This window comes from Streptomyces sp. NPDC037054 (genome assembly GCF_055606745.1).
Genome location: NZ_JBVJSJ010000005.1, coordinates 486,160 through 509,987, shown reverse-complemented (window position 1 = coordinate 509,987; position 23,828 = coordinate 486,160). Strand labels below are relative to the sequence as shown.

Sequence of the window (23,828 nt, the reverse complement as noted above, 5' to 3'; positions counted from 1 at the left end):
CCGGCGGTCCTCAGCGCTGGAGCACCGCGAGGTCCTCGTCCGCGTCCGGCACGGCCACCATGCCCCGGTCGTCGGGGAGGGTCTGCACGGTGAAGCCCGGCACGTCCCCGGTGGCCACGAGCAGGCGCGACGCGTGGACCGCCCCGCCGCCCGGCTCCGGCTCGACCGTCAGCGCGTAGGTGCCCTTGGCGCCGCTCGGCACCGGCGCCTCGACGTGCTGTGTGGTGCCGGCCTTGATCGTGTACGTCTTCGTCGCCGGTGTGCCGCCCCCGCTGCCCGCGGACGCGGTGACCTTGACCTTCGCCGCCCCGCCGGGCGCGGTCAGCGCCAGCGTGGTGCCCTTGGCGCTGTTGCCCACGGACGTCGCGCGCGTGTCCACCGGGCTCGTCGCCGGGACGAACGCCGTCTCCTCCTCGCCGGATTTGCCGCGCACGACGCGCGCCGCGGCCACGACCGGCACGGAACGGTCCGTCGGCGTGAGCACCAGGGAGCCCGCCTCGCCGCGCGTGACGTCGCCCAGGTCGACGGCGGTCGTCATGCCGGCCTTCACGTGCACCGTCTCGTGTCCGGCGGGCGTGATCAGCCCGGACGGCGAGGCCAGCCGCACCTTCAGGTCGGCGTCGGCGTCACCCGGCGTGAACAGCACGAGCCGCACCTGCGTCGCGTCCTTCGGAAGGCCCGGCAGCACGAGGCTGCCCGCCGGGTCCGCGGCCGGCGCCAGCCAGTCCCCGCCCAGCTTGTCGTCGAGCGCCTGCACGGCGGCGCCGACCCGGCCGTCGCGCACGCTCACGTGCACGGTGAGGTTGGTCTGCTCGGTCTCGGTCAGCGTGGAAAGCAGGATCGGCTCGCTCGCGTGCGGCTTGACCGTGATGCCCTCGCCCACCTCGGCCTCGAGCGCGCCGTCCTTGCCGTACAGCTCGATGTCCACGACGGCTGCGGAGTCGTCCGGGTTGGTCAGGTGCACGTAGTCCGTGCGGTCGGCCGCCGTGCTGGCGCCCGGGAACCAGAACTCGGTGTCAGGGGCGGTGCAGTTGACGCCCTGGAGGCCGCGTCCGGTGCCGGCGGCGACCTCCGTGGTCTCCTGGAGGGTCCAGCCGGGCGCGTACCGCCCCTCGGCCGTGCCGACCAGGGCCGGCGCGTCGCCCCCGGAGGTCTCGCCGGTCACCGGCTTGCCGGGGTCGGCGGGCTTCAGCACGGGCTTCTCGGAGCGCGCCGCGCCCTCCTCCGTGTCGTCGTCGGACGTGCCGTCCTCGCCGTCCGACTCCGTGACGGCCGGGCGCAGTTCGGCCTTGCCGCCGCTCTCGGCGCCCTTCGTGACGGGCGTGAACGACGTGTACGTCGTCTCGGCGAGGTCGGAGCTGCTCGGCGCGGGGCACAGCAGGCTCGTGCGCTCCACGGGCAGTTGGGCCGCCGGCTTCGCGGTGGTGTCCGTGCCGGACGCGTCCGGTGCGGTGAGCGCGGCGAATCCGGTCACGGCGGCGAGCGCGGTCGCGCCGGCGATCAGGGACAGGGTCGTGCGGTTCACTGCTGGCTCCCGTCGGGACGCTCACTGCCTGTGCCGTGCGGCGGCCGGCCGGGGTCGTACGCCGGGTCGTAGCCCTGCTGGTACTGCTGCTCGTACGTGCCCTGCCCGGCCTGGTCTCCGTACCCGTACGGGTCGTACTGGCCGCCCTGGTAGGGGTCCTGGTAGCCCTGGCCGTACCCGGCGTACTGCTGGTCGCCCTGGTACTGCTCGCCGGGGTACTGCTCGCCCTGGTGGCCGCCGTAGCCGTCGTACCCGGCGCCCGGATGGGCGCCCGCGTCCCACTCGCCGTAGGGCTGCTGCTGCGGCACGGGCACCGGGGCCTCCTGCGGCGGGGGCGGCACCTCGCTCCCCCGGGGCGTCTCCTCGGCGCCGCGGGCGGCCTCCTCGGCCTCCGCCTGCGCGCGCAGGCGACGGGCCCTGCGGCCCTCGCCCTCGACGGCCTGGGCGGGGACGGCCGGCTCGTCGGGCAGGTCGTCGTCGATGTCGCGGCGGCGACCCGGCAGGGCCAGCACGACGAGGACGACGGCGAGCGCGCCCTGCGCCCACAGCCACGCGGTGTGCCCGATCGGGTCGTCGTAGGTGACGTCCAACCTGCCGCCCGCGGCGGGCAGTTCGAAGCCCTGGGCCCAGCCGTCGACGGTCGTCCGCGTGAGCGGCCTGCCGTCCAGGGTGGCCGTCCAGCCCTCGGCCGCGGTGTCGGCGAGGCGCAGGACGCGGCCCTCGGAGCCGGCCGGGATCGTGGTGTGGATCTCGACGGGGCCCGCGGCCACCGGCTGCGGCTCGGCCGCGCCGGAGCCCGACGCGGGGACGATCGCCGCGCGGGAGACCTGCCGGTCGACCCGCCACAGGGCGCCGTCGGCCTGCTGGCTCAGCCGGCTCAGGCCGGGCGTGGCGTCGAGGATGCGGCTCATCTCGCGGGGCGCGCCCGGGTGGACCAGGACGTAGCGCACGGCGAAGCCGCCGAGCTGGTCGGCCTGGTCGGCGCCGGAGCCGGCGACGAGGTTGGCGACGACCTTGTCGAGCCTGCTGTTCTCGCCGTCGGCCGCGGCGATCTCGGCGTCGCCGAGGCGGGCGCCGGAGCCGCGCACCAGGACGTACCCGACGTGGGCGCCGGAGTCGCTGTCGAGGACGAGGGTGCGGGCCTGGTCGCGGGTGCCGCTCTCCTCGGCGACGAACGCGGGCACCTGCACCGGGTCGCGCCGCTCCAGGGGTCCGTCGGCGCCGCGGATCATCCAGCCGGCGGCGGCGAGCAGCGGGCCCGCGGCGCAGGCGAACGCGATCAGCGCGGCGACCGGCTGGCGCCAGCCGAAGCTCTGCTCGGCGACGCGCGAGCGGGCGCCGTCGGCGCCGAGCGCGGCGGCGGACAGCAGGGCGACGCCGTAGACGAGGGTGGCGGGGCCGGCCCAGGTGGAGCCGTTGGACAGGGCGGCGAAGACGAAGCCGACCAGGGCGACGGTCCAGGCGGTGCGGATGCCCAGCTGCCGCTCGGTGCGCAGCAGGGCGGCGAGCGCGGCGAGCACGATGCCGATGAGCAGGAGCCCGCCGACCATGCCGGGGCCACCGGGGCTCGCGCCGAGCAGGTCGAGCGCGGAGGCGGCCGAGGCGCCGTACTCCAGGCCGGCCTCGCGGAAGAAGCCGAACGGCAGCAGCGACAGCGACCAGGGGGCGAGCACCAGCAGCGGTGTGCCGAGCTGGGCGAGGAGCCGCAGCCCGTGGGCCGTGATGTCGGTGCGGCGCAGCGCGAGCAGGCCGATGCCGAGGAGCAGCGCGACGGGCCAGACGATCGGCGTGAAGGCGGTGGTGATCGTCAGCAGCAGCGCGTACGCCCAGGTGGCGCGCCAACTGCCGCGCGCGCCCGAGTCGTTCGCGAGGCCGCTCGCCGCGATGCCCGCGCGCGCGAGGAGCGGCAGCAGGACGGCGAGGACGGCGGTGCCGATGCGGCCGCCGGCCAGCGCGCCGGTGGCGGCGGGCAGGAAAGCGTAGGCGACGGCGGCCCACGCGCGCAGCAGCCGGGACTCGACGAGCGGGCGGGAGGCGAAGTAGGCGGTGAATCCGGCCAGCGGCACGGAGGCGACGAGCAGGACGGTGAGGGCGAGGCCGGTGGAGCCGAGCAGCAGGGAGGCCAGCAGCGCGACGATCGCGAGGTACGGCGGTGCGGACGCGGTGCCGCCCGCTCCCACGGCGTGCCAGGAGTCCAGGTAGCGGGACCACAGTTCGCCGGCGTCGGCCGGGGCGGGCAGCAGGGCGCCGCCCGCGAGCGCGCCGCCGCCGAGGAGTCCGCGGCAGGCGACGAGGGAGACGAACAGCAGCACCAGGAAGAGCACCGGGCCGGGCTTGCGGGCGATGCGCTTGAGCCGGGCGAACTGCTCGACCTGCATGAAGTCGGCGTCGTCGCCGCCGGGTCCGGACTCGATCGCGCCGCCGTGCCGTCCGGCGCCGGAGGCGACCTCGGGGTCGGAGCGGCCGACGAGGTTGCTCGCGACCTGTTCGACGGTGACGCGGACGGTCGCGCCGGGCGGCGGGAACAGCTCGCGCATCCCGGCCCTGTCGACCTGGGGCCGGCCGCGGTGGCGCCGGCCGGCGATGATCCGCTCGGGCCGCAGCAGGGTGCCCATGAGGCCGCGAATCTCGTCGAGCGCCTGGCCGGGGACCTTGCCGACGAGGTAGGCGAGGGTCCTCAGGAGGGTGCCGAGCACGAGGCGCAGCAGCACCCAGGGCAGCGTGGCCGTGGGCGTGTTGACGAGGAGGGTGTAGACGGCGCCGGCCTTGTCGACCTTGTGCGGGGAGGCCGCGGTGCGGCCCACGCAGTCGACGGTGCGGCGCTCGCGGGAGGCGGCCTCGGCGTGCCGGACGACGGCCTCGGGGGCGACGAGGACGCGGTGGCCGGCCGCGTGGGCGCGCCAGCACAGGTCGACGTCGTCACGCATGAGGGGCAGTCGCCGGTCGAAGCCGCCGAGCTGCTCGAAGACGTCGCGGCGCACGAGCATGCCGGCGGTGGACACCGACAGTACGGGCCGGACGTGGTCGTGCTGGCCCTGGTCCTGTTCGCGACGGTCGAGGCCGGTCCAGCGGCGGCCGGAGTTGGCGATGGTGACGCCGACTTCGAGCAGTTGCCTGCGGTCGTACCAGCCGCGGAGCTTGGGGCCGACCACGGCGACGTCGGTGCGGCCGAGTTCGTACTCGTTCTCCACGACGCGCAGCAGGTGGGCCAGGGCGTCGGGTTCGGGGGCGCAGTCGTCGTGCAGGAGCCAGAGCCACTGGACGGGTTCGCCGTGCGGGAGCTCCGGCAGGTCGTAGGCGTCGTCGCGCCACGTGCGCGTGACGGGGTCCCAGCCGCTGGGGCGGCGCAGGTACGGGAGCTCGTCCGGGGTGAGGTGGGGCGCGCTGCGGTGGGCCTCCTCGACGGCCTGGCCGAAGCCGGTGCGGCGGGCGAGGTGCAGGACGCGGTCGGGGCCGAGGGCGTCGGTGACCAGGCGCGCGGAGTCGTCCGCGCTGCCGGTGTCGGCCGCCATGGCGTACTGCACGGGGCGCTCCTGGCCGAGCAGCGCGGAGAGGGCGTCGGGCAGCCAGCGGGCGCCGTCGTGGGAGACGAGGACCGCGGTCACCACATGACGCGGAAACTCAGGGGCGGCAGCAGCGGTGTCTTGCCGGTCTGCCGGGTGGCTGTGCACGGACATCGAGGTACGGGCCCCGGTTCGGTGGACTGCGGTGGACGCCTCGGCCCCGAGGGGGCGACGGGGCGTCTCGGACGAGCGACCACACTATCGGCTGGGCAACGAAGCGGCCCGCCGCCTGTGGACAACCCACCCGCGACGGGCCGTTCATGAAGTTTGTCCGTAAGTGTCCGTGCCGGTCGGGCACGTGGCGCCGGTTCAGACGGCGGCCTTCTTGAGCCGGCGGCGCTCCCGCTCGGAGAGTCCGCCCCAGATGCCGAAGCGCTCGTCGTTGGCGAGGGCGTACTCGAGGCACTCGGAGCGGACCTCGCAGGCGAGGCAGACCTTCTTGGCCTCTCTCGTGGAGCCGCCCTTCTCGGGGAAGAAGGACTCGGGGTCGGTCTGGGCGCACAGTGCGCGCTCCTGCCAGCCGAGCTCCTCGTCCGCGTCGTCGACCAGCAGTTGCTGCACCGTCTCGGTCATGTACGCCCCTCGTCCGTCTTTCGCGTCCCCGTGATGCGGCCGTTACCGTTTTCGGCTGAACGACACGAGTGAAATTACAAGTGTGCTGCTCCGGGCGAGTCAAGCCGAGATCTGCTATTGAGCCCCTTATTCACTCTGCGGAACCAAGGCCATGCGGAAAGTGTTCAAATCGGCATAAACCTTGACACGCAGACGAGAGCCGGGGCGGGCTCCGCCTCCCCACAGATCCTGTACGGAGAAAGACGCCCGGTTGTTCGATCTCGTTCCGACGACGGCGACGAAGCGAACCGGATCACATTCGGATCACGGGATCGCAACGGCGCACGCGCACCCGGATGGACGCCATGTGTCCCGGCAGACGGCTGAACAAACCTTTCGCCACGCAGATGGACCGGATCGGGTGAACCCCGTCCCACATACCGGCGTCGAGTTGACAGTGAAGGTGTGAGCCGCTGTCCTTGTGGGCATGCTCGCGAACTTGGCACTCACCTCGACCCGCACCGCCGGGTCCCACGGTGCTGCCCGCGCTCGCTGTAGCTGTCGCTGTCCCGGCTGTTGAGCCCCACGCGCTCCCGCCGACGCCGAGTCCGACCGACTCCGGCGCTGTTCCTCCCTCTCCCCCTGCCTCACTTCTCCGCCGAGGACCCACGCATCCATGAACAGCGACAGCGACCTCCAGATCGCCGGTGACATCCTCGAAGTCCCGCATCTCCTGCAGCCCCCGCGCGAGCACCCGGCCACCGTCGCCGAGTTCGCCGGCCTTGCCCGTTCCGTCGCCGCCGACCGCTCCCAGTGGGAGCACCTCGTGCGCTACGACGCGACGACGCGCTGGTACCACCGGCTGCGCACCGGCCCCGGCTACGAGGTGTGGCTGCTGTCCTGGTTGCCCGGTCAGGGCAGCGGACTGCACGACCACGGCCCCTCGTCCGGGGTGCTGACCGTCCTCGACGGCACCCTCACCGAGCGCACCGGGCACGGCACGCGCGCGTGGGGCCCGGGAGCCCAGCGGGTGTTCGCGCCGGGCTATGTGCACGAGGTGGTCAACGACACCCTGGAGCCGGCCGTCAGCCTGCACGTCTACTACCCGGGCCTGACGGAGATGACGATGCACGCGGCCCGCTGCACGGCCGCCGCGCCGCACGACCCGGCGGACGCGCTGACCGCGTGACGCGGCGGCGACCCGCCCGCCGGGCCGTCGTGCCGGACCGGCGGGCGGGCACTGTCCACACCCCGCACCGCGCCGCCCCGGCGGCTGACACACTGTTTCCATGCGCATTGTGGTTCTGGCAGGCGGCATCGGCGGTGCCCGGTTCCTGCGCGGTCTGAAGCGGGCCGCGCCGGACGCCGACATCACGGTCATCGGCAACACCGGCGACGACATCCACCTCTTCGGTCTGAAGGTCTGCCCGGACCTCGACACGGTGATGTACACGCTCGGCGGCGGCATCAACGAGGAGCAGGGCTGGGGCCGTGCCGACGAGACCTTCCACCTCAAGGAGGAACTCGCGGCGTACGGCGTCGGGCCCGAGTGGTTCGGGCTGGGCGACCGGGACTTCGCCACGCACATCGTGCGGACGCAGATGCTGGGCGCCGGATTCCCGCTGAGCGCCGTCACCGAGGCGCTGTGCGACCGCTGGAAGCCGGGCGTCCGGCTCATCCCGATGTCCGACGACCGCGTCGAGACGCATGTCGCGGTCGAGCTGGACGGCGAGCGCAAGGCGATCCACTTCCAGGAGTACTGGGTGCGGCTGCGGGCCTCGGTGCCCGCCGAGGCGGTCGTGCCGGTCGGCGCCGAGCAGGCCAAGCCCGCGCCCGGCGTGCTGGAGGCCATCGCCGAGGCGGACGTGATCCTCTTCCCGCCGTCCAACCCCGTCGTGTCCGTCGGGACCATCCTGGCCGTGCCCGGCATCCGCGAGGCGATCGCCGACGCCGGGGTGCCGGTCGTGGGCCTCTCGCCGATCGTCGGGGACGCGCCCGTGCGCGGCATGGCCGACAAGGTCCTCGCGGCGGTCGGCGTGGAGGCGACGGCCGCCGCGGTCGCCCGGCACTACGGCTCGGGCCTGCTCGACGGCTGGCTCGTCGACTCCGTCGACGCGGACGCGGTCGAGCACGTCGAGGCGGCCGGGATCCGCTGCCGCGCGGTGCCGCTGATGATGACCGACCTGGACGCGACGACGCTGATGGCCCGCGAGGCACTCGCCCTCGCGGAGGAGGTACGGACGCCGTGAGCGCAGCCCTCGCCGACGGCTACCGGGTCTGGGCCGTGCCCGGCCTCCCCGAGATCACCGCGGGCGACGACCTGGCCAAGCTGATCGCGGCCGCCGAGCCCGGCCTCGCGGACGGCGACGTACTGCTCGTCACCTCGAAGATCGTGTCCAAGGCCGAGGGCCGCACCGTCCGGGCGGCCGACCGGGAGGCCGCCATCGACGCCGAGACGGTACGGGTGGTCGCCCGGCGCGGCGCGCTGCGCATCGTGGAGAACCGGCAGGGCCTGGTCATGGCCGCCGCGGGCGTCGACGCCTCCAACACCCCGTCCGGCACGGTCCTGTTGCTGCCCGAGGATCCCGACGCCTCGGCGCGCGCGATCCGCGCGGGGCTGCGCGACGCCCTCGGTGTGGACGTCGGCGTGATCGTCACCGACACCTCCGGCCGCCCCTGGCGCGCCGGACTCACCGACGTGGCGATCGGCGCGGCCGGTGTGCGCGTCCTCGACGACCTGCGCGGCGGCACGGACGCCCACGGCAACCCGCTGACCGCGACCGTCGTCGCCACGGCGGACGAACTGGCCGCCGCCGGCGACCTCGTGAAGGGCAAGGCCGCCGGACTGCCGGTGGCGGTCGTACGGGGGCTGCCGCACGCGGTCGCCGAGACCGACGGCGACGGGGCACGGGCGCTGCTGCGCGGCGCGCGCGACGACATGTTCCGGCTCGGCACGTCCGAGGCCGTACGGCAGGCGGTGACCCAGCGCCGTACGGTCCGGTCGTTCACGGACGAGCCCGTGGACCCGGGCGCGGTGCGCCGGGCGGTGGCCGCGGCCGTGACGGCGCCCGCCCCGCACCACACGACGCCGTGGCGCTTCGTCCTCCTGGAGTCCGAGGCGTCCCGCACCCGGCTGCTGGACGCGATGCGGGACGCGTGGATCGCGGACCTGCGGCGGGACGGCAAGAGCGAGGAGTCCGTCGCCAAGCGGGTGCGCCGCGGGGACGTGCTGCGCGACGCGCCGTACCTCGTCGTGCCCTGCCTGGTCATGGACGGCTCGCACGCGTACGGCGACCCGCGCCGGGACGGGGCCGAGCGGGAGATGTTCGTCGTCGCCGCGGGGGCGGGCGTGCAGAACTTCCTCGTCGCCCTCGCCGGGGAGCGGCTCGGTTCGGCCTGGGTGTCGTCGACGATGTTCTGCCGCGACGTCGTACGCGGCGTGCTGGACCTGCCGGAGGACTGGGACCCGATGGGCGCCGTGGCCGTGGGGCATCCGGCCGGGGAACCGCGTCCGCGGCCGGAGCGGCGGCCGGACGCGTTCATCGAGGTGCGCTGAGCCGTGGCCGGACGCTTCCCACCCCGGACCACGCGGACGACCGTGCGCGGCGGCCAGGTCGGCGTGCCCGGGGGCGGCGGCGTGCCCGGGGGCGTGCCGCGGCAGGCGCCGGCGCCGCCGCGGGTGCGTACGTGGACGCCTCAGTGGCCGCTCGACCTGGGTCTTGTGCTCGGTCCGCTGCGGCGCGGGCCGGGCGACCCGACGTTCCGCGCGATGCCCGACGGCTCGGTGTGGCGGGCGAGCCGGACACCGGCCGGGCCGGGGACGCTGCGGGTGACCCGGCACGGCGACGAGATCCGCGGCGAGGCCTGGGGGCCGGGAGCGGAGTGGCTGCTGGACGGGCTTCCCGACCTGCTCGGCGCGGCGGACGACCCGTCGCTGTTCACGCCGCGGCACCGGCTGCTGGCGCACACGCGGCACCGCAGGCCCGGGCTGCGGCTGACGCGCACCGGGCTGGTGCTGGAGTCGCTGATCCCGTCGGTCCTGGAGCAGAAGGTCACCACGGACGAGGCGTACCGGGCGTGGCGGCTGCTGGTGCGCAAGTTCGGTGAGCCGGCGCCGGGGCCCGCGGCGGGGCGGATGCACGTCATGCCGGAGCCGCGGACGTGGGCGCTGATCCCGTCGTGGGAGTGGCACAGGGCGGGTGTCGACAACAAGCGGGCGTCGACGATCCTGCGTGCGGTACGGGTCGCGGCGCGGCTGGAGCAGGCGGTGGGGATGGCGCCGGTGGAGGCGCAGGCGCGGCTGGAGGTCGTGCCGGGGATCGGGCCGTGGACGTCGGCGGAGACGGTGCAGCGCAGTCATGGGGCGCCGGATGCGGTGACCGTGGGGGATCTGCATCTGCCGGGGATCGTGGGGTGGGCGCTGGCGGGGGATCGGCGGGCCGATGACGCGGTGATGCTGGAGTTGTTGGCTCCGTATGCGGGGCAGCGGCATCGGGCCGCGCGGTTGATTCTGTTGAGTGGGCGGGTGCCGGGGCGGCGGGCGCCGCGGATGCCGGTGGGGGACATTCGGGGGCTTTGACGGCTCGCACGCCGGTGCGGGGACGCGGGTGCGCGGGGACGCCGGTTGGCCTGTGACCGGCGTTGCGGTGACCGCGGGCGCGGGGACGCCGGTTGGCCGGTGACCGGCGTTGCGGTGAGCGTTACGGCGTTTGCGCTGCCCGGCGTTGCGGGGTGCCGCTGCGCCCACCCGTGCCGCCCTGCGGCACGACTGCCCGCAGCTACGCGGAATGGCGCCCGCCCACCCCCCGCTGCCCCTGCGGCGACGACTGCCCGCAGCTACCCGAGGCAGGACGCGATCGCCGGCCCAAGGGCACGCCCCCCCCCGCTGCTGACGTCGGGCGGTGTTACGTGTCCGGGGAGAATCTCACCGCGCCCCGCGGTATGCGGGCGTCGCACCAGACCCGGACTCCCGTGCGGAGTTCGTTGTCGGGGCCGATCACCGCGCCGTCCCCTATGACCGTGCCCGTGAGGACCGAGCGGGAGCCGACCCTGGCCCGCTCGCCGATGAGGGAGTCCGTGATCACCGCGCCCGGTTCTATCACCGCGCCCGGCAGGATCGTGGAGCCGAAGACCCGCGCGCCCTCCGCCACGAACGCGCCCTCCCCGACCACCGTGCCGCCGGCCAGCTTCGCGTCGGCGGCCACCGTCGCCGTGGGCAGGACCAGCCGGTCGCCGCAGCGCCCCGGCACCGCGGGCGACGGCGCCCGGCCCAGCACCAGGTCCGCCGAGCCCCGTACGAACGCCGCCGGCGTCCCGAGGTCCAGCCAGTACGTCGAGTCGACCATGCCCTGGAGGTGCGCCCCCGCCGCCAGCAGTTCGGGGAACGTCTCCCGCTCCACCGACACCGGCCGCCCCGCCGGGATCGTGTCGATCACCGACCGCCGGAACACGTACGCCCCCGCGTTGATCTGGTCGGTGACGATCTCCTCCGGCGTCTGGGGCTTCTCCAGGAACGCCAGCACGCGGCCCGAGTCGTCCGTCGGCACCAGCCCGTACGCCCGCGGATCCGTCACCTTGGTCAGGTGCAGCGAGACGTCCGCTCCGGTCGTCTCGTGCGTGCGCACCAGGGCCCTGATGTCCAGCCCCGTCAGGATGTCCCCGTTGAAGATCAGCACCGGTTCGTCGGGGCCCGACCGCAGCCGCGAGGCGACGTTGCGGATGGCGCCGCCCGTCCCCAGCGGCTCCTCCTCCGTCACGTACTCGAGGTGCAGCCCCAGAGCGGAGCCGTCGCCGAAGTACGGCTCGAACACCTCGGCCAGATACGACGTGGCCAGCACGACGTGCTCGACGCCCGCCGCCTTGGCCCTCGCCAACTGGTGGGTGAGGAAAGGCACCCCCGCCGCCTGGACCATGGGCTTCGGCGTGTGCACCGTGAGCGGGCGCAGCCGGGTGCCTTTGCCGCCGACCAGGAGGATCGCTTCTGTCACCTGTCGTCTCTGCTTCCTGCCGGGACCGGCCGAACTGTGTTTCGGCCGGTCAGTGTATGCAGGCCCCCCGAAGCACCCGCCCCCAGCGCCCTTGTCGGCGCCCTGTGTCGAAGCTCCCTGTCGGCGCCCTCTGTCGGCGCCCTCTGTCAGCGCCCCTGGTAGCGCGCCGCGGTCGAGCGGGCGGTGCCGAGCTTGCCGTAGAGCTTGCGGCCCGGGCACTCCGTGGCGAAGCCGTCACGGTGACCGGAGATGACATTAAGTCGTACGTTCCTGCCTTTTCGGTAGAGGTTGCCGCCACCGGACTTCAGCCACGTCTTGCCGCGCGGGTTCATCCCGTACAGCCCGAGCTTCCACGCGGTGAGCCGGGAGACGGCCCGCACCGCTGCGGCCGGCGGCTTCGACGAGCCGTAGGAGCCGAGGACGGCGATGCCCATGCTGCGGGAGTTGAAGCCGAGGGTGTGGGCGCCGAGGACCGGTTTCGCCACGCCGCCCGCGCGTCCCTCGTAGATCTTTCCGCACTTGTCGATGAGGAAGTTGTAGCCGACGTCCCGCCAGCCCATGCTCTTGACGTGGTAGCGGTAGATACTGCGGATGAGTGAAGGCACCTGGGAGCAGCGGTAGTTGTTGCCCGAGGCGGTGTGGTGCACGAAGGCGGCCTTGACCTTCTTCGTGTAGACGAACTTCCGCTCGCGCAGCCGCTCGTTCGCGCCCCAGCCGCGCCGCGTGACGATGCGCGGGCGCGGGCCGATGTACGGCTTCGCCCGCTGCGCGCCCTCCGTGGTGCGGAGCAGTTCCGCCTCGGTCTGCGCCCGGCTCAGGGCCGGGATCTCGGTGGCGCCGAGGGGTGCGAGGTCGGCGTTGGCGGCGGACGCCGCGTTCGCCGCGGCGTCGAGGGCGCCGCCGGAGCGCGGGCCCTCCGCGGGCGTGCCGGAGGGCGGGTCGCCCGCGCCGGGGTCGACGAGTTCGAGCCGGAGCCCCATGGCGCCCAGGCTCCGGGTGCCGTCGGCCTCGGCCCGCACCCGGACCTCCACGCCGTCCGACTCCCCCACCCACAGCGGTGCCGTGGCCCCGCGCACCCGGCCGGAGGCGCGCTCGGCGGTGTCCGGGTCGGCGGCGTGGTCGGCGTTGTGCGTCTCCAGGTCCTGCCAGCCGGACCAGGCGCCGGTGTCGACGGAGCGGGTGCGGACCTGGACGCGGCCGTGCAGTTCGGCCTCGGGGTCGTCCCAGACGAGGCCGACGAGCGAGAAGTGCCGTACGGCGCGGCGCGGCAGGCCCTGTTCGGCGGCGGCGTCGGAGCCGGCGGCGCGGTCGCGGGCGAGGGGTTCGAGGGGCAGCGACTGGGTGCCGCCGGGGACGTAGGGCCCGGCGGCCTCCGCGGCCGCCGCGGCGGCCACCTCCGCGTTCGGCGCCGGTCTGGCGGTCGCCGCGGCAGCGGGCGGGGTGAGCGGGAGGGCGAGAGCCGCCGCACACGTGACACCGATCGAGGAAGCAAGGAATCCACGCATGCAACTGATCGTGGACATATACACACTTATCTGTCCATCCGGGACTTGACGGCCTGTCGGCCGGCTGTCCGCCGAACCGGTGGCGCGCGGACGGCCGTCCGCGCGACCGCACCGCTGCCCACGCGCCGCGGCCCGCGTACGCTTGCCCGGGTGAACGCCACCGACCGCACCCCTGCCGACCTGCTGGCTTCCGCGCTCGCCGCGGACCCGGGCCGCCCCCTGGTGACCTTCTACGACGACGCCACGGGCGAGCGCGTGGAATTGTCCGTGGCCACCTTCGCCAATTGGGTGGCCAAGACCGCCAACCTGCTCCAGGACGAGTTGTCCGCCGAACCGGGCGACCGGGTCGCGCTGCTGCTGCCCGCGCACTGGCAGACGGCGGTGTGGCTGCTGGCGTGCTCGTCGGTCGGCGTGCTCGCGGACGTCGGCGGGGATCCGGCGGCGGCCGACCTCGTGGTGAGCGGCCCCGGCACGCTGGAGGCGGCGCGGGCGTGCTCCGGCGCGCGCGTCGCGCTCGCGCTGCGCCCGCTCGGCGGACGCTTCCCGCAGTTGCCGGAGGGCTTCGCCGACTACGCGGTGGAGGTGCCGGGGCAGGGCGACCGCTTCGTGCCGTACGCGCCGGTCGACCCGGAGGAGCCCGCGCTGATCGTGGCGGGACGGGAGTTCAGCGGCGCGGAGGTCGTCGAGCGGGCGCGGGCGGAGGCCACGGCGCTCGGTCTGACGGGGCCGGGTTCGCGCATCCTGTCGGGGCTGCCGTACGACACGTGGGAGGGCCTGAACGCCGGGCTCTACGCGCCGCTGGCCACCGGCGGCTCGGTCGTGCTGTGCCGGAACGTGGACCAGTTGGGCGCGGACGCGCTGGACAAGCGCATCGAGAGCGAGCGGGTCACCGCGGTCGCCCACTGACCGCCCAGGCCCCGCCCCCTCACCCGATCGGCCCACGCCGACCCGTCCCCCGTCCGGCTTCCGCGTCATCGTCGTAGGAGCACGCACCACACGCTCGTACGTCGTGAGGGGTGGACCAGACGTGACCGACACCGCGGGCTCGCCCTCCGGACGCCGGACCACCGAGGGAACGCTCGGGCCGGGTGCGGGGGCGTCGGCGAGCGGCGACGGGGCGGTGCGGCTGCGCCGCAGGCGGTGGCTGCGGCGCGGCGGGCTCGGCGCCGCCGTGCTCCTCGTCGTCGCGGCCGGGGCCGGCTGGGCGGTGTACGCGAAGCTGGACGGCAACATCACGCCGGACGAGGCGGCCGCGGCCGAACTCGCCCGGTACGAGAAGGACCGGCCGACCGCGCTCGTCAAGGACGCGCAGAACATCCTGCTGATCGGGTCGGACTCGCGCTCCGGTGACGACAACGCCCGCTACGGGCGGGACTCCGGGACGGAGCGGTCGGACACCGCGATCCTGCTGCACCTTGCGGCGGGCCGGCGCAGCGCCACCGCCGTCTCCCTGCCCCGCGACCTGATGGTGGACGTGCCGGGCTGTCTGCGCCGGGACGGCACGCGCACCGAGCCGACGTTCGCGATGTTCAACTACGCCTTCCAGGCGGGCGGGTCGGCGTGCACGATCCGCACGGTGGAGCGGCTGACGGGGATTCGCATCAACCACCACGTGGTCGTCGACTTCCACGGCTTCAAGGAGATGGTCGACGCGGTCGACGGCGTCGAGGTCTGCCTCCGCAGGCCCGTCACCGACAAGGCGGCCAAGCTGCGGCTGCCCGCGGGCCGCGTGAAGCTGAACGGGGAGCAGGCGCTCGGGTACGTGCGGGCCCGCAAGTCGCTCGGTGACGGCAGCGACACCGACCGGATGGAGCGGCAGCAGCGTTTCCTCGGGGCGCTCGTCAACAAGGTGCAGAGCAATGACGTCCTGCTCAATCCGGTGAAGCTGTATCCCGTCCTGGACGCGGCGACGTCGTCGCTGACGACCGACCCGAAACTGGCCAACCTGCGTGGTTTGTACGAACTCGTCCGGGGCCTGCGCGACATCCCCACCGAACGTGTGCAATTCCTCACCGTTCCACGGGAGTCGTACCTCTACAACGCCAATCGCGATCAACTCGTGGAGCCCGAGGCGGAGCGGCTGTTCCAACGGCTGCGCACGGACGCGCCCGTGGCGGTCGCGCGGGAGGCATCCCGGGATTCCACCGCAAAGAGCGACAATTCACCGGAGGGCCCGTCGGCGTCGCCGGCACCGACGTTCCGGGGGAACACGGCCGCCGAGGACGTCTGCGAGTAAAGCGCTCACCAACTCGGCGAACACCGGTTCAAAGAAATGCGCCGGATTGCCCGGTTGTAGGGACGTGGAATTTGTCACCGCCGTCGCTCCACGCTGAACTGGGCGGATAGTGTGAGCGATCCGGTGCACCCGGCCGCATGAGGTCCTTCCTTCGGTCGTGCACTGCATGTACGAGACCCGGGCGCCTTGGGGGGTAAGGCGCCGCGTGCCCCGACGGAGGATTCGGACAACCGTGGACGCGCAAGGCCGTGGGCGGGCGGAGAACATCGACCCCGCAGACCAGTGGGTACTCAATCCGAATACCGGCGAATACGAACTGCGACTGAATACCTCCGCAGCGCAATCGCCGGTCCCCGGACCCCGACGCTCCGCCTCGGCCGCGCGCCGGGCCGGGACCGCGTCGCGCGGCCGTACGGCGGCGCCCGGCCGCCCGGCGCCCGAAACCCCGGACCGGGACGTGCCGTCCCCGCGCAGACGCCGGGGCGCGCCCGCCGAACCGCCGGCCGCCGGGCGGCGCGGCCGGCGGCCGGAGAAGAAGGGGAAGGGGAAGGCCAAGAAGGCGCTGCTGTGGACCGGCGGCGTGATGGCGTTCGTCGTGCTCGCCACGGCGGGTGCCGCCTACCTCTACATCGAGCACCTCAACGGCAACATCGACTCCGTCTCCGACGACGGCGCGAGCACCGGCGGGTTCAGCAAGGACAAAGCGATCAACATCCTGCTGATCGGCACCGACAAGCGCACCGGCGAGGGCAACGAGTCCTACGGCGACGCGGGCAGCGTCGGGCACGCCGACACCACGATCCTGCTGCACGTCGCCAAGGACCGCTCGAACGCGACCGCGCTCAGCATCCCGCGCGACCTCATCGTGGACGTCCCCGACTGCCCGACCACACAGGAGGACGGCAGCCAGAAGCTGATCCCCGGCTCGCAGGGCGTCCGCTTCAACACGAGCCTCGGCCAGGACGGCCGTACGCCGAGCTGCACCATGCGCACCGTGACCGAGCTGACCGGCATCAAGCTGGACAACTTCATGGTCGCCGACTTCAACGCCGTCAAGACGCTGACGACGGCGGTCGGCGGTGTCGAGGTGTGCCTGGCGAAGGACATCAACGACAAGGACTCCAAGCTCAACCTGAAGAAGGGCAAGCACGTCGTCGAGGGCGAGCAGGCGCTGGCCTTCGTGCGCACCCGGCACTCGGTGGGCACCGGCGGCGACCTGAGCCGCATCGGCCTCCAGCAGCAGTTCCTCAGCGCGCTGATGCGCAAGCTGAAGTCCAACGACACGCTCACCAGCCCGTCGAAGATGGTGAAGCTGGCGGAGGCGGGCACGGAGGCGCTGACCGTCGACTCCCAGCTCGACAGCATCAGCAAGCTCAAGGACCTCGGTCTGGAGCTGGGCAAGCTGAACGTCAAGAACCTGACGTTCGTCACGGTCCCGGTGCGCGACAACCCGGCCGAGACGGTCAAGGCGACGGTCGTCCCCGACCCGAGCAAGGCGCCGCAGGTGTTCCGGTCCATCGAGCAGGACGTCTCCTTCACCGAGGTCAAGCAAAAGAAGAAGAAGGAGGCGGCCGCCGTGGCCGCCCGTCTCAAGGGCGAGAAGGCCGACCCGTCCGAGGTGCGGGTGCGGATCCTGAACGGCGGCGCCGAGGCGGGCAGCGCGTCGGCGACGCTGACCTGGCTGCAGACCGAAGAGGGCGTGACGAAGTCCGAGAACGCGGGCAACGCGCCGGAGGAACTGAGCAAAACCACGCTGGAGTACGCGCCGGAGCAGGCCGCCGAGGCGCGGCGGCTCGCCGAGATCATGGGCCTGTCCGGGTCCGCGATGAAGGAGGGCGAGAGCGTGACCAACTCCCAGGGGCTGCCCACGATGACGCTGACCCTGGGCAAGGACTTCGAGGGCGCGGGCACGCCTGTCTCCGCTCCGGCAAAGGCGCCGGACGTGGAGAAGTCGACGGCCGACAAGGTGGAGTGCGCCCAGTAGGCACCGGCGGGGAGGCCGGGCCGCGGGCGGCTCGTGCGGGACTTCCGCACCACGCCCACAGGGCCGAAGGAACCGGTACCGACCGGGCTGCAGTGACTTGGGGGGTAACCCAACGGGTCCGTCGTGCGTCTGACTTGACGCGGGGCGGACCCGTCTCAGGAGCAGGGTGGGGAAGGGCAGGCACGTGGCGCGTAGCAGTGTGCGGGGGGAGGCGCCCGCGGCCGAGGACTTCACGTCCCCGGAACCACGGGAGCGACGGCGGGAACCGTCCGGCGGGAACGACGGCGGCGAGGGACGACGCGCGGCCGGGACCCGGCGGCGCAGACGGCGCGTGCTGCGCTGGTCGGCGACGGTCCTGGCCGTGGTGATACTGGGCACCGCGAGTGCCGGCTATCTCTACTACCAGCACCTCAACGACAACATCCGCAAGGACGAACTGAACCTCGGCGACAACAAGGTCGCCGCGCCGACGCCGAACGCGGCGGGCCAGACCCCGCTCAACATCCTGCTCATCGGCTCCGACGCCCGGGACACCAAGGAGAACCAGGAACTCGGCGGCGCCAAGGAGACGTTCGGCTCCACTCCGCTGGCCGACGTGCAGATGCTGCTGCACCTGTCGGCGGACCGCACCAACATGTCCGTCATCAGCATGCCCCGCGACACGCTCGTCCAGATCCCCAGGTGCACCGACCCGGACGACGGCAAGGTGTACGAGGCGAGCAACGGCCGCACGATGACCAACCAGAGCCTCGGACACGGCGGTCCGGGCTGCACGGTGGCCACCTGGCAGGAGCTCACCGGCATCCACATCGACCACTTCATCATGGTCGACTTCGCGGGTGTCGTGTCGATGGCGGACGCGATCGGCGGCGTCCCGGTGTGCGTCGACCGCAACATCCACTCCCGCGACAGCGCGGGCCACGGCTCCGGCCTGAAGCTGGAGAAGGGCACCACGTACATCAAGGGCGAGCAGGCCCTGCAGTGGCTGCGCACCCGCTACGGCTTCGAGGACGGCAGCGACCTCGCCCGCGCCAAGGCGCAGCACATGTACATGAACGCGATGGTGCGGGAGCTGCGCGAGAACGCCACCCTCAGCAGCCCCAACAAGCTGCGCAGGCTGGCCGAGAAGGCCACCGAGGCCCTCACGGTCGACCCGGGCCTCGACACCGTCAAGAAGCTCTACGACCTCAGCAACGAGCTGCGCCAGGTGAAGCCGGAGCGCATCACCATGACCACGATGCCGAACCGGTACGTGGGCGCGCGCGTGGAGCCCACGGAGGACGCCGAGCAGCTGTTCCGGCTGGTGCGCGACGACATCGCCCTCGACGGCAAGGACAAGAAGAAGAAGGCGCCGGAGCAGGCCTCGGAGGATCCGGCGGCGCCGGACGCGGAGATCGCGGTCCAGGTGCGCAACGGCACGCGGACCGACACCCTGGCCCCGGTGCGCGGACGGGCCGGCACGGTGGCCGGGCTGCTCGTGGAGAAGGGCTTCACCGCGGCGGTCGCCGATCAGAGCGTGGCGCCGGTCGAGGAGCGCACGGTGGTCCGCTACCCGAGCGCGGACCTGGAGGGCGACGCCCAGCGGATCGCGAAGTCCCTCGGGATCCCCCTGAGTTCGGTGAAGCGGTCGACCGAGGTGACCGGGGTGACGCTCGTCGTCGGAGCGGACTGGCGCGAGGGCACGACGTACGAGGCGCCCGCCGAGAACGACGAGACGCCCGAGTCGGCCGAGGCGCTCAACGGCGCGGACGACAAGGCGTGCATGAAGGTGAACCCGGCGTTCACCTGGTGACGGGCGGCGCGGCCCGGCGGGCCCGGCGGCTCACCTGGAGCCCCGGCCGCCGGGCCGCCGCGCTCACGCGGAGAGCACCGCCGGACGGCGGGACGCGATGACCTTCTTCGCGAGGGACCTGGGGCTGGTGAGGAAGCCCCAGCCCCACGACATGTGCATCGTGGCGAGCGCCACGGGGATCTGGAGGCGGGCCTTCAGCGGCAGTCCCCGGCCCGCGGGGACGGAACCGGCGACGATCGCCGCCAGGTAGCCGCCGGGCACCACGAACGCCCACGGCGTGAGCGCGACGCCGGCCACCAGACCGGCGACTATCGCGCACACCGCGGTCGGCGGGGCGAGGTAGCGCAGGTTGATGGAGCCGGCGTGGTAGCGGGCGACCACGTGCCGCCAGCGGCCGTAGTCCTTGTACTGCTTGGCCAGCGCCCGCACGCTCGGCCGGGGCCGGTACGACACCCTCAGCTCGGGCGAGAACCAGATCAGGCCGCCGGCCTCACGGATGCGGAAGTTCAGCTCCCAGTCCTGGGCGCGGATGAACTCCTCGTTGTACCCGCCCTGCTGTTCGAGCGCCTCGCGGCGGAACACCCCGAGGTACACCGTCTCGGCGGGGCCCGCCTCACCGCCCGTGTGGAAGGCGGCGTTGCCGACGCCGATCCTTGACGTCATCGCGGCGGCGACGGCGTGCTCCCAGTCGTTCTCGCCCTCGGCGTGCATGATGCCGCCGACGTTCTGCGCGCCGGTCTCCGCCAGCAGCCGTACGGCCGTGGCGATGTAGTCCGGCGAGAGCATGCCGTGCCCGTCGACGCGGACGACGACCGGGTGGCGGGAGGCCTTGATCGCGGCGTTCAGCGCGGCGGGGGTGCGGCCCGTCGGGTTGGGGACCGTGTGCACACGCGGGTCCTCCCGGACGAGTTCGGCGGCGATCTCGTCCGTGCGGTCCGTGGACGGACCGAGGGCGATCACGACCTCCATCTCGCCGGCGTACTCCTGCGCGAGGATCGCTTGGACGGCGCCGCGCAGATGCCGCTCCTCGTTGAGGACGGGCATGATCACGGAAACGGCGGGCGGCCGCATGTCGGGATTGGCGTTCATCGGTGCTCACGTTACCGCGAACGGGGGACACGCCCGCGCCCCGCCGGGGGCGCTGCCCCGGGCACCCGATCGTATCGGCCTACGGTGACACGGTTCCCACGTACGGCCCCAGCGGAGGTGTCCCCCGATGCCCAGCACGCCGCCTCGGTCCCCCTCCCCCAGGTCGTCGGCCACGTCCGGGGGACGGCCGGGTCCGCAGCGCCGGCCGCGGCCGTCCGGCGGGCGGCGGCCCCCCGTCCGGCGCAAGCGGCCCCGCTGGGCCGTGCGGGCGGTGACGACGCTCTCCGTGGTGATTCTCGCCTCGGCCGGCATCGGGCACGCGGTGGTCACCACGCTGGACGCGGACATCGCCCGCGTCGACCCCTTCAAGGACATGAAGAACCGTCCGCGGGCGGGCGACGGCATGAACGTTTTGCTGGTCGGCACCGACGGCCGCGACCGCATCACGCCCGAGGAGCGGCGCAGGTACCGGCTGGGCGGCGCGCCCTGCCACTGCACCGACACGATGATGATCGTGCACATCTCGCAGGACCGGCGGCGGGCCAGCGTGGTGAGCCTGCCGCGCGACTCGTACGCGATGACGCCGCCGCACACCGACCGGACCACGCGCGAGAGGCACCGCGGCCACCCGGTCAAGCTGAACGCCGCGTACGCCGAGGGCGGGCCGCAGCTGACCGTGCGCACCGTGGAGAGCATGACCCGCGTGAAGATCGACCACTACCTGGAGGTCGACTTCACCAGCTTCATGAAGACGGTCGACGTCCTCGGCGGCGTCGAGATGTGCACCCCGAAGCCGCTGAAGGACAGCTACACCGGCCTCGACCTGCCGGCCGGCACGCACCGGATGAACGGCGGTCAGGCCCTGCAGTACGTGCGCGCCCGCCATGTCGACGGGGCCTCCGACCTGGGCCGGATGCAGCGCCAGCAGCAGTTCCTCGCGGCGCTGATCGACCGGGCGACGTCCTCCGGGATCCTGCTGAACCCGATGAAGTTCCGGGACGTGACCCGGGCGGTGCTCGGGTCGGTGCGGGCCGACAAGGGCTTCGGCACCGACGAGTTGCTGGACCTGGGCCGGGCGATGCGGAACTTCTCGCCCTCGTCGTCCGAGTTCACGACCGTGCCGATCGGCCGCATGGGCTTTCCCGTGGAGGGCGTCGGCTCGACCCTGAAATGGGACACCGCCAAGGCCGAGCGCCTCTTCGACGCACTCCGCGAGGACAAGCCGCTCGCCGCGCACCGGCCGCGCGGCACCGCGCCCCGCGTCGAGGTCCCGCCGCGGCAGATCCGGGTCCAGGTGGAGAACGGCACGGCGCGCGCGGGCCTCGGCCGGCGCGTGGACACGGCGCTGGCGGCGACCGGTTTCCGCACGACCCGGACGCCGTCCAACGCCGCGGACCGCACGGTGCGGCGGACCGTCGTCGCCTACGACCCGCGCTGGGACCGCTCGGCGAGGTCCCTCGCGGCGGCGCTGCCGGGCAGCGAACTGCGCGCGGTCAAGGGCCAGGGCGCGACGCTGAAGGTGATCGTCGGCTCGGACTTCTCGCGGGTCCGCACGGTGCGGCCCGAGGAACCGGCGCGGCAGGAGGGCACCGTGGTGCGGGGCGACGAGGTGGTCTGCTCGTCCTGAGGCCGGCCGCCGGGGCCCGAGCGTCAGCGGAAGAGCGGCGCCAGCGCCCGTTCCAGGTCGGCCGCCTCCCGGAAGTGCACGGTCCGCATGCCCAGGGCCCCGGCCGCGTCGACGTTCTCGGCGGTGTCGTCGACGAAGAGGCAGCGCTGCGGGGGCACGCCGACGAGGGACGCGGCGAGGCGCAGGATGCGCGGGTCCGGCTTGGCGAGGCCGACGCGGGCGCTGTTCACCACGTGGTCGGCGAGGTCGGCCAGCCCCAGGACGGCGAGGTCGTCCTCCAGGCGGAGCGTGGCGTTGCTCACGAGGACCAGCGGGACGCGGGTGCGGGCCCGGCGCAGCAGCGCCACCACCGCCTCGTCGGCCGCGAACGGCGACTCCAGCAGGGCCGTGCCCAGCTCCCACGCCGTCGACTCGGGCACCATGCCGGCCAGGCCCTCGGCGATGGACCGCACCCACTCCTGGGCGTCGATCCGGCCGAGCAGCAGCGGCAGGTCGGTCTCCGGGGCGAACGCCACCTTCATCGTGGTGCCCTCGGCCAGGCCGGCGGCGCGCTCCAGCGCGTGGACCCCGGCCGGGTCGTAGTGGCGCACGACGTTGTCGACGTCGCACAGGACCGCGCCGAACGCCGGCCCGGCCGGGCGGTCAGTCACCGGAGACCGTGACCTTCTCGTCGTTCTTCAGCTGGTTGACGAGGGTCTTGACCTTGTCCATGTCCCACTGGAGGTTGCCGTTGCCCGCGCTGCCCGAGATCGGCATGTTCATCGACTTGCCGTCACCGCCTTCCGAGCTGACGGCCTTCATCGCCCAGAACATGGACGCCAGGTCCCACAGGCTCATGTCCTTGTCGACGATGAGGGAGTCCAGGCCCGCGCCCATGGTCGGGTACAGCCGGAAGGGGTTGAGGATCGTGCTCGGCGTGGCCACCTGGTTGGCGAGCGCGGACAGGAACTTCTGCTGGTTCTTGGTGCGGTCCAGGTCGGAGCCGGCCAGCGCGTACCGGGTGCGGACGAAGGCGAGGGCCTCCTCGCCGTTCAGCGTCTGCTTGCCCTTCTTGAAGTCGGCGCCGGACTTGGTGTCCTTGATGTCCTGCGGGATGTCCATCTCCACGCCGCCGACCGCGTCGACGATGCTGGCGAAGCCGCCGAAGCCGATCTCGACGTAGTGGTCGATGTGCAGGCCGGTGTTGAACTCGACGGTGCGCACCAGCAGGGTCGGGCCGTCGATGGAGTAGGCCGCGTTGAGCTTGTTGGCGCCCATCGCGGGGCGGGTCTTGCCGGACTCCGAGCCCTTGAACTCCGGGATGTTGACGTTGGAGTCGCGGGGCAGGGATATCAGGGTGGGGCCGTTGCTGCCGGTGTGCAGGATCATCATCGAGTCCGTGCGCTTGCCCTCGGCGGACCCGGTGTGCAGCTTCTTCTTCTCCTCGTCGGACATGCCCTCGCGGCTGTCCGAGCCGACGATCAGATAGTTCGTGCCCTCGCCGGCCTCGGGCCGGTCGATGACGGTGGACAGGTCCACCTCGCGGTTGAGCTTGGAGTCGGCCCAGAAGTACGTGCCGACCGTCGTGACGAGCAGCACGACCACCACGGTGAGGGAGGTCACCTTGAGGCGGCGCCGCCAGTCCGGCCGCTCGCGGTACCGGCCGTGGTCCGGGTCCACGTCGTTGTCGTTGGGCACGAAGCCGCCGCCGCGTCTGCCGCCGCCCCCGTAGACCTGGCCCGTGTTGTAGCCGCTGTCGTAGCGGGACGGCTCCTCGCTCCCGTCGACGTACGACGGCTGCTGCGGAACGCCGGCCGCGTACGGCGGTGCGGCGGGGTGGCCCGCGCCGGGCGGTGCCGCCTGACCGCGGCGGACCTGCCGCATCACACGCGCGCTTTCGGGCTGCGCGCCTGCGCTGCCGCGACCGTAGCCGGGACCGCGGTTGCCGTCGGACCATCCCTGGGGCCAATCATTCATGGGCTCAGTGTG

The 23,828-nt window shown here is 73.3% G+C and carries 17 protein-coding genes; 9 read left to right on the top strand and 8 right to left on the bottom strand.

Annotation, left to right across the window (positions count from 1 at the left end; all coding sequences use genetic code 11):
- Positions 1-10: 10 nt before the first annotated feature.
- The 3 genes from ACZ7D7_RS15745 to ACZ7D7_RS15735 form a co-directional block, all read right to left on the bottom strand.
- Entirely contained in the window at positions 11-1,525 is a 1,515-nt protein-coding gene (locus ACZ7D7_RS15745; RefSeq protein ID WP_470824812.1) for a DUF5719 family protein, read from the bottom strand.
- The gene (locus tag ACZ7D7_RS15740) at positions 1,522-5,202 is read right to left on the bottom strand and encodes a glycosyltransferase (protein WP_470824811.1); all 3,681 of its coding nucleotides are present in this window, start codon (positions 5,200-5,202) and stop codon (positions 1,522-1,524) included. Before ACZ7D7_RS15740 ends, ACZ7D7_RS15745 begins: the two co-directional genes overlap by 4 nt.
- 195 nt (positions 5,203-5,397) lie before the next feature.
- Complete coding sequence (locus ACZ7D7_RS15735) at positions 5,398-5,661, bottom strand: WhiB family transcriptional regulator (RefSeq protein ID WP_010034659.1); 264 nt, start codon at positions 5,659-5,661, stop codon at positions 5,398-5,400.
- Positions 5,662-6,316: 655 nt separating this feature from the next.
- Here ACZ7D7_RS15735 and ACZ7D7_RS15730 point away from each other — a divergent pair.
- The 4 genes from ACZ7D7_RS15730 to ACZ7D7_RS15715 all read left to right on the top strand — a co-directional run bounded on the left by ACZ7D7_RS15730 (position 6,317) and on the right by ACZ7D7_RS15715 (position 10,219).
- Positions 6,317-6,829, top strand: coding sequence for a cysteine dioxygenase (locus ACZ7D7_RS15730; protein ID WP_470824810.1), 513 nt, complete (start codon positions 6,317-6,319; stop codon positions 6,827-6,829).
- A gap of 100 nt (positions 6,830-6,929) precedes the next feature.
- Complete coding sequence (gene cofD, locus ACZ7D7_RS15725) at positions 6,930-7,889, top strand: 2-phospho-L-lactate transferase (RefSeq protein WP_470824809.1); 960 nt, start codon at positions 6,930-6,932, stop codon at positions 7,887-7,889.
- Positions 7,886-9,196, top strand: coding sequence for a coenzyme F420-0:L-glutamate ligase (locus tag ACZ7D7_RS15720; RefSeq protein WP_470824808.1), 1,311 nt, complete (start codon positions 7,886-7,888; stop codon positions 9,194-9,196). Before cofD ends, ACZ7D7_RS15720 begins: the two co-directional genes overlap by 4 nt.
- A gap of 3 nt (positions 9,197-9,199) precedes the next feature.
- Complete coding sequence (locus ACZ7D7_RS15715; RefSeq protein WP_470824806.1) at positions 9,200-10,219, top strand: DNA-3-methyladenine glycosylase family protein; 1,020 nt, start codon at positions 9,200-9,202, stop codon at positions 10,217-10,219.
- A 325-nt stretch (positions 10,220-10,544) separates the two neighbouring features.
- Here the strand turns inward: ACZ7D7_RS15715 and manB are convergent, their stop codons facing one another.
- A complete protein-coding gene (gene manB, locus ACZ7D7_RS15710; RefSeq protein ID WP_470824805.1) occupies positions 10,545-11,627 on the bottom strand; it encodes a mannose-1-phosphate guanylyltransferase in 1,083 nt (360 codons plus the stop codon).
- A 146-nt stretch (positions 11,628-11,773) separates the two neighbouring features.
- Positions 11,774-13,132, bottom strand: coding sequence for a peptidoglycan recognition protein family protein (locus ACZ7D7_RS15705; RefSeq protein ID WP_470824804.1), 1,359 nt, complete (start codon positions 13,130-13,132; stop codon positions 11,774-11,776).
- A 150-nt stretch (positions 13,133-13,282) separates the two neighbouring features.
- Here ACZ7D7_RS15705 and ACZ7D7_RS15700 point away from each other — a divergent pair, with 150 nt between their 5' ends.
- From ACZ7D7_RS15700 to ACZ7D7_RS15685, 4 genes are all read left to right on the top strand, one after another.
- On the top strand, positions 13,283-14,038 hold the full coding sequence (locus ACZ7D7_RS15700; protein ID WP_470824803.1) for a TIGR03089 family protein: 756 nt from the start codon (positions 13,283-13,285) through the stop codon (positions 14,036-14,038).
- 121 nt (positions 14,039-14,159) lie between these two features.
- Positions 14,160-15,368: an LCP family protein gene (locus tag ACZ7D7_RS15695; protein ID WP_470824802.1), complete on the top strand. Its 1,209-nt coding sequence runs from the start codon at positions 14,160-14,162 to the stop codon at positions 15,366-15,368.
- Between the two features lie 232 nt (positions 15,369-15,600).
- Positions 15,601-17,352, top strand: coding sequence for an LCP family protein (locus tag ACZ7D7_RS15690; protein WP_470824801.1), 1,752 nt, complete (start codon positions 15,601-15,603; stop codon positions 17,350-17,352).
- Between the two features lie 184 nt (positions 17,353-17,536).
- Positions 17,537-19,144: an LCP family protein gene (locus ACZ7D7_RS15685; RefSeq protein ID WP_470824800.1), complete on the top strand. Its 1,608-nt coding sequence runs from the start codon at positions 17,537-17,539 to the stop codon at positions 19,142-19,144.
- Positions 19,145-19,207: 63 nt separating this feature from the next.
- Here the strand turns inward: ACZ7D7_RS15685 and ACZ7D7_RS15680 are convergent, their stop codons facing one another.
- Positions 19,208-20,233 (bottom strand): glycosyltransferase family 2 protein, encoded by a 1,026-nt coding sequence (locus tag ACZ7D7_RS15680; protein WP_470824799.1) that lies wholly within the window; start codon positions 20,231-20,233, stop codon positions 19,208-19,210.
- 127 nt (positions 20,234-20,360) lie between these two features.
- Here ACZ7D7_RS15680 and ACZ7D7_RS15675 point away from each other — a divergent pair, with 127 nt between their 5' ends.
- Positions 20,361-21,860 (top strand): LCP family protein, encoded by a 1,500-nt coding sequence (locus ACZ7D7_RS15675; protein ID WP_470824798.1) that lies wholly within the window; start codon positions 20,361-20,363, stop codon positions 21,858-21,860.
- A 23-nt stretch (positions 21,861-21,883) separates the two neighbouring features.
- Here the strand turns inward: ACZ7D7_RS15675 and ACZ7D7_RS15670 are convergent, their stop codons facing one another.
- Both ACZ7D7_RS15670 and ACZ7D7_RS15665 read right to left on the bottom strand, forming a co-directional pair.
- Positions 21,884-22,510, bottom strand: a complete 627-nt coding sequence (locus ACZ7D7_RS15670) for an HAD-IA family hydrolase (protein WP_470824797.1) — start codon at positions 22,508-22,510, stop codon at positions 21,884-21,886.
- Positions 22,503-23,816 carry an LCP family protein gene (locus ACZ7D7_RS15665; protein WP_470824795.1) on the bottom strand — a complete coding sequence of 438 codons (1,314 nt, stop codon included), beginning with the start codon at positions 23,814-23,816 and terminating at the stop codon, positions 22,503-22,505. The genes ACZ7D7_RS15670 and ACZ7D7_RS15665 overlap by 8 nt, the downstream gene beginning before the upstream one ends.
- Between the last annotated feature and the right edge of the window lie 12 nt (positions 23,817-23,828).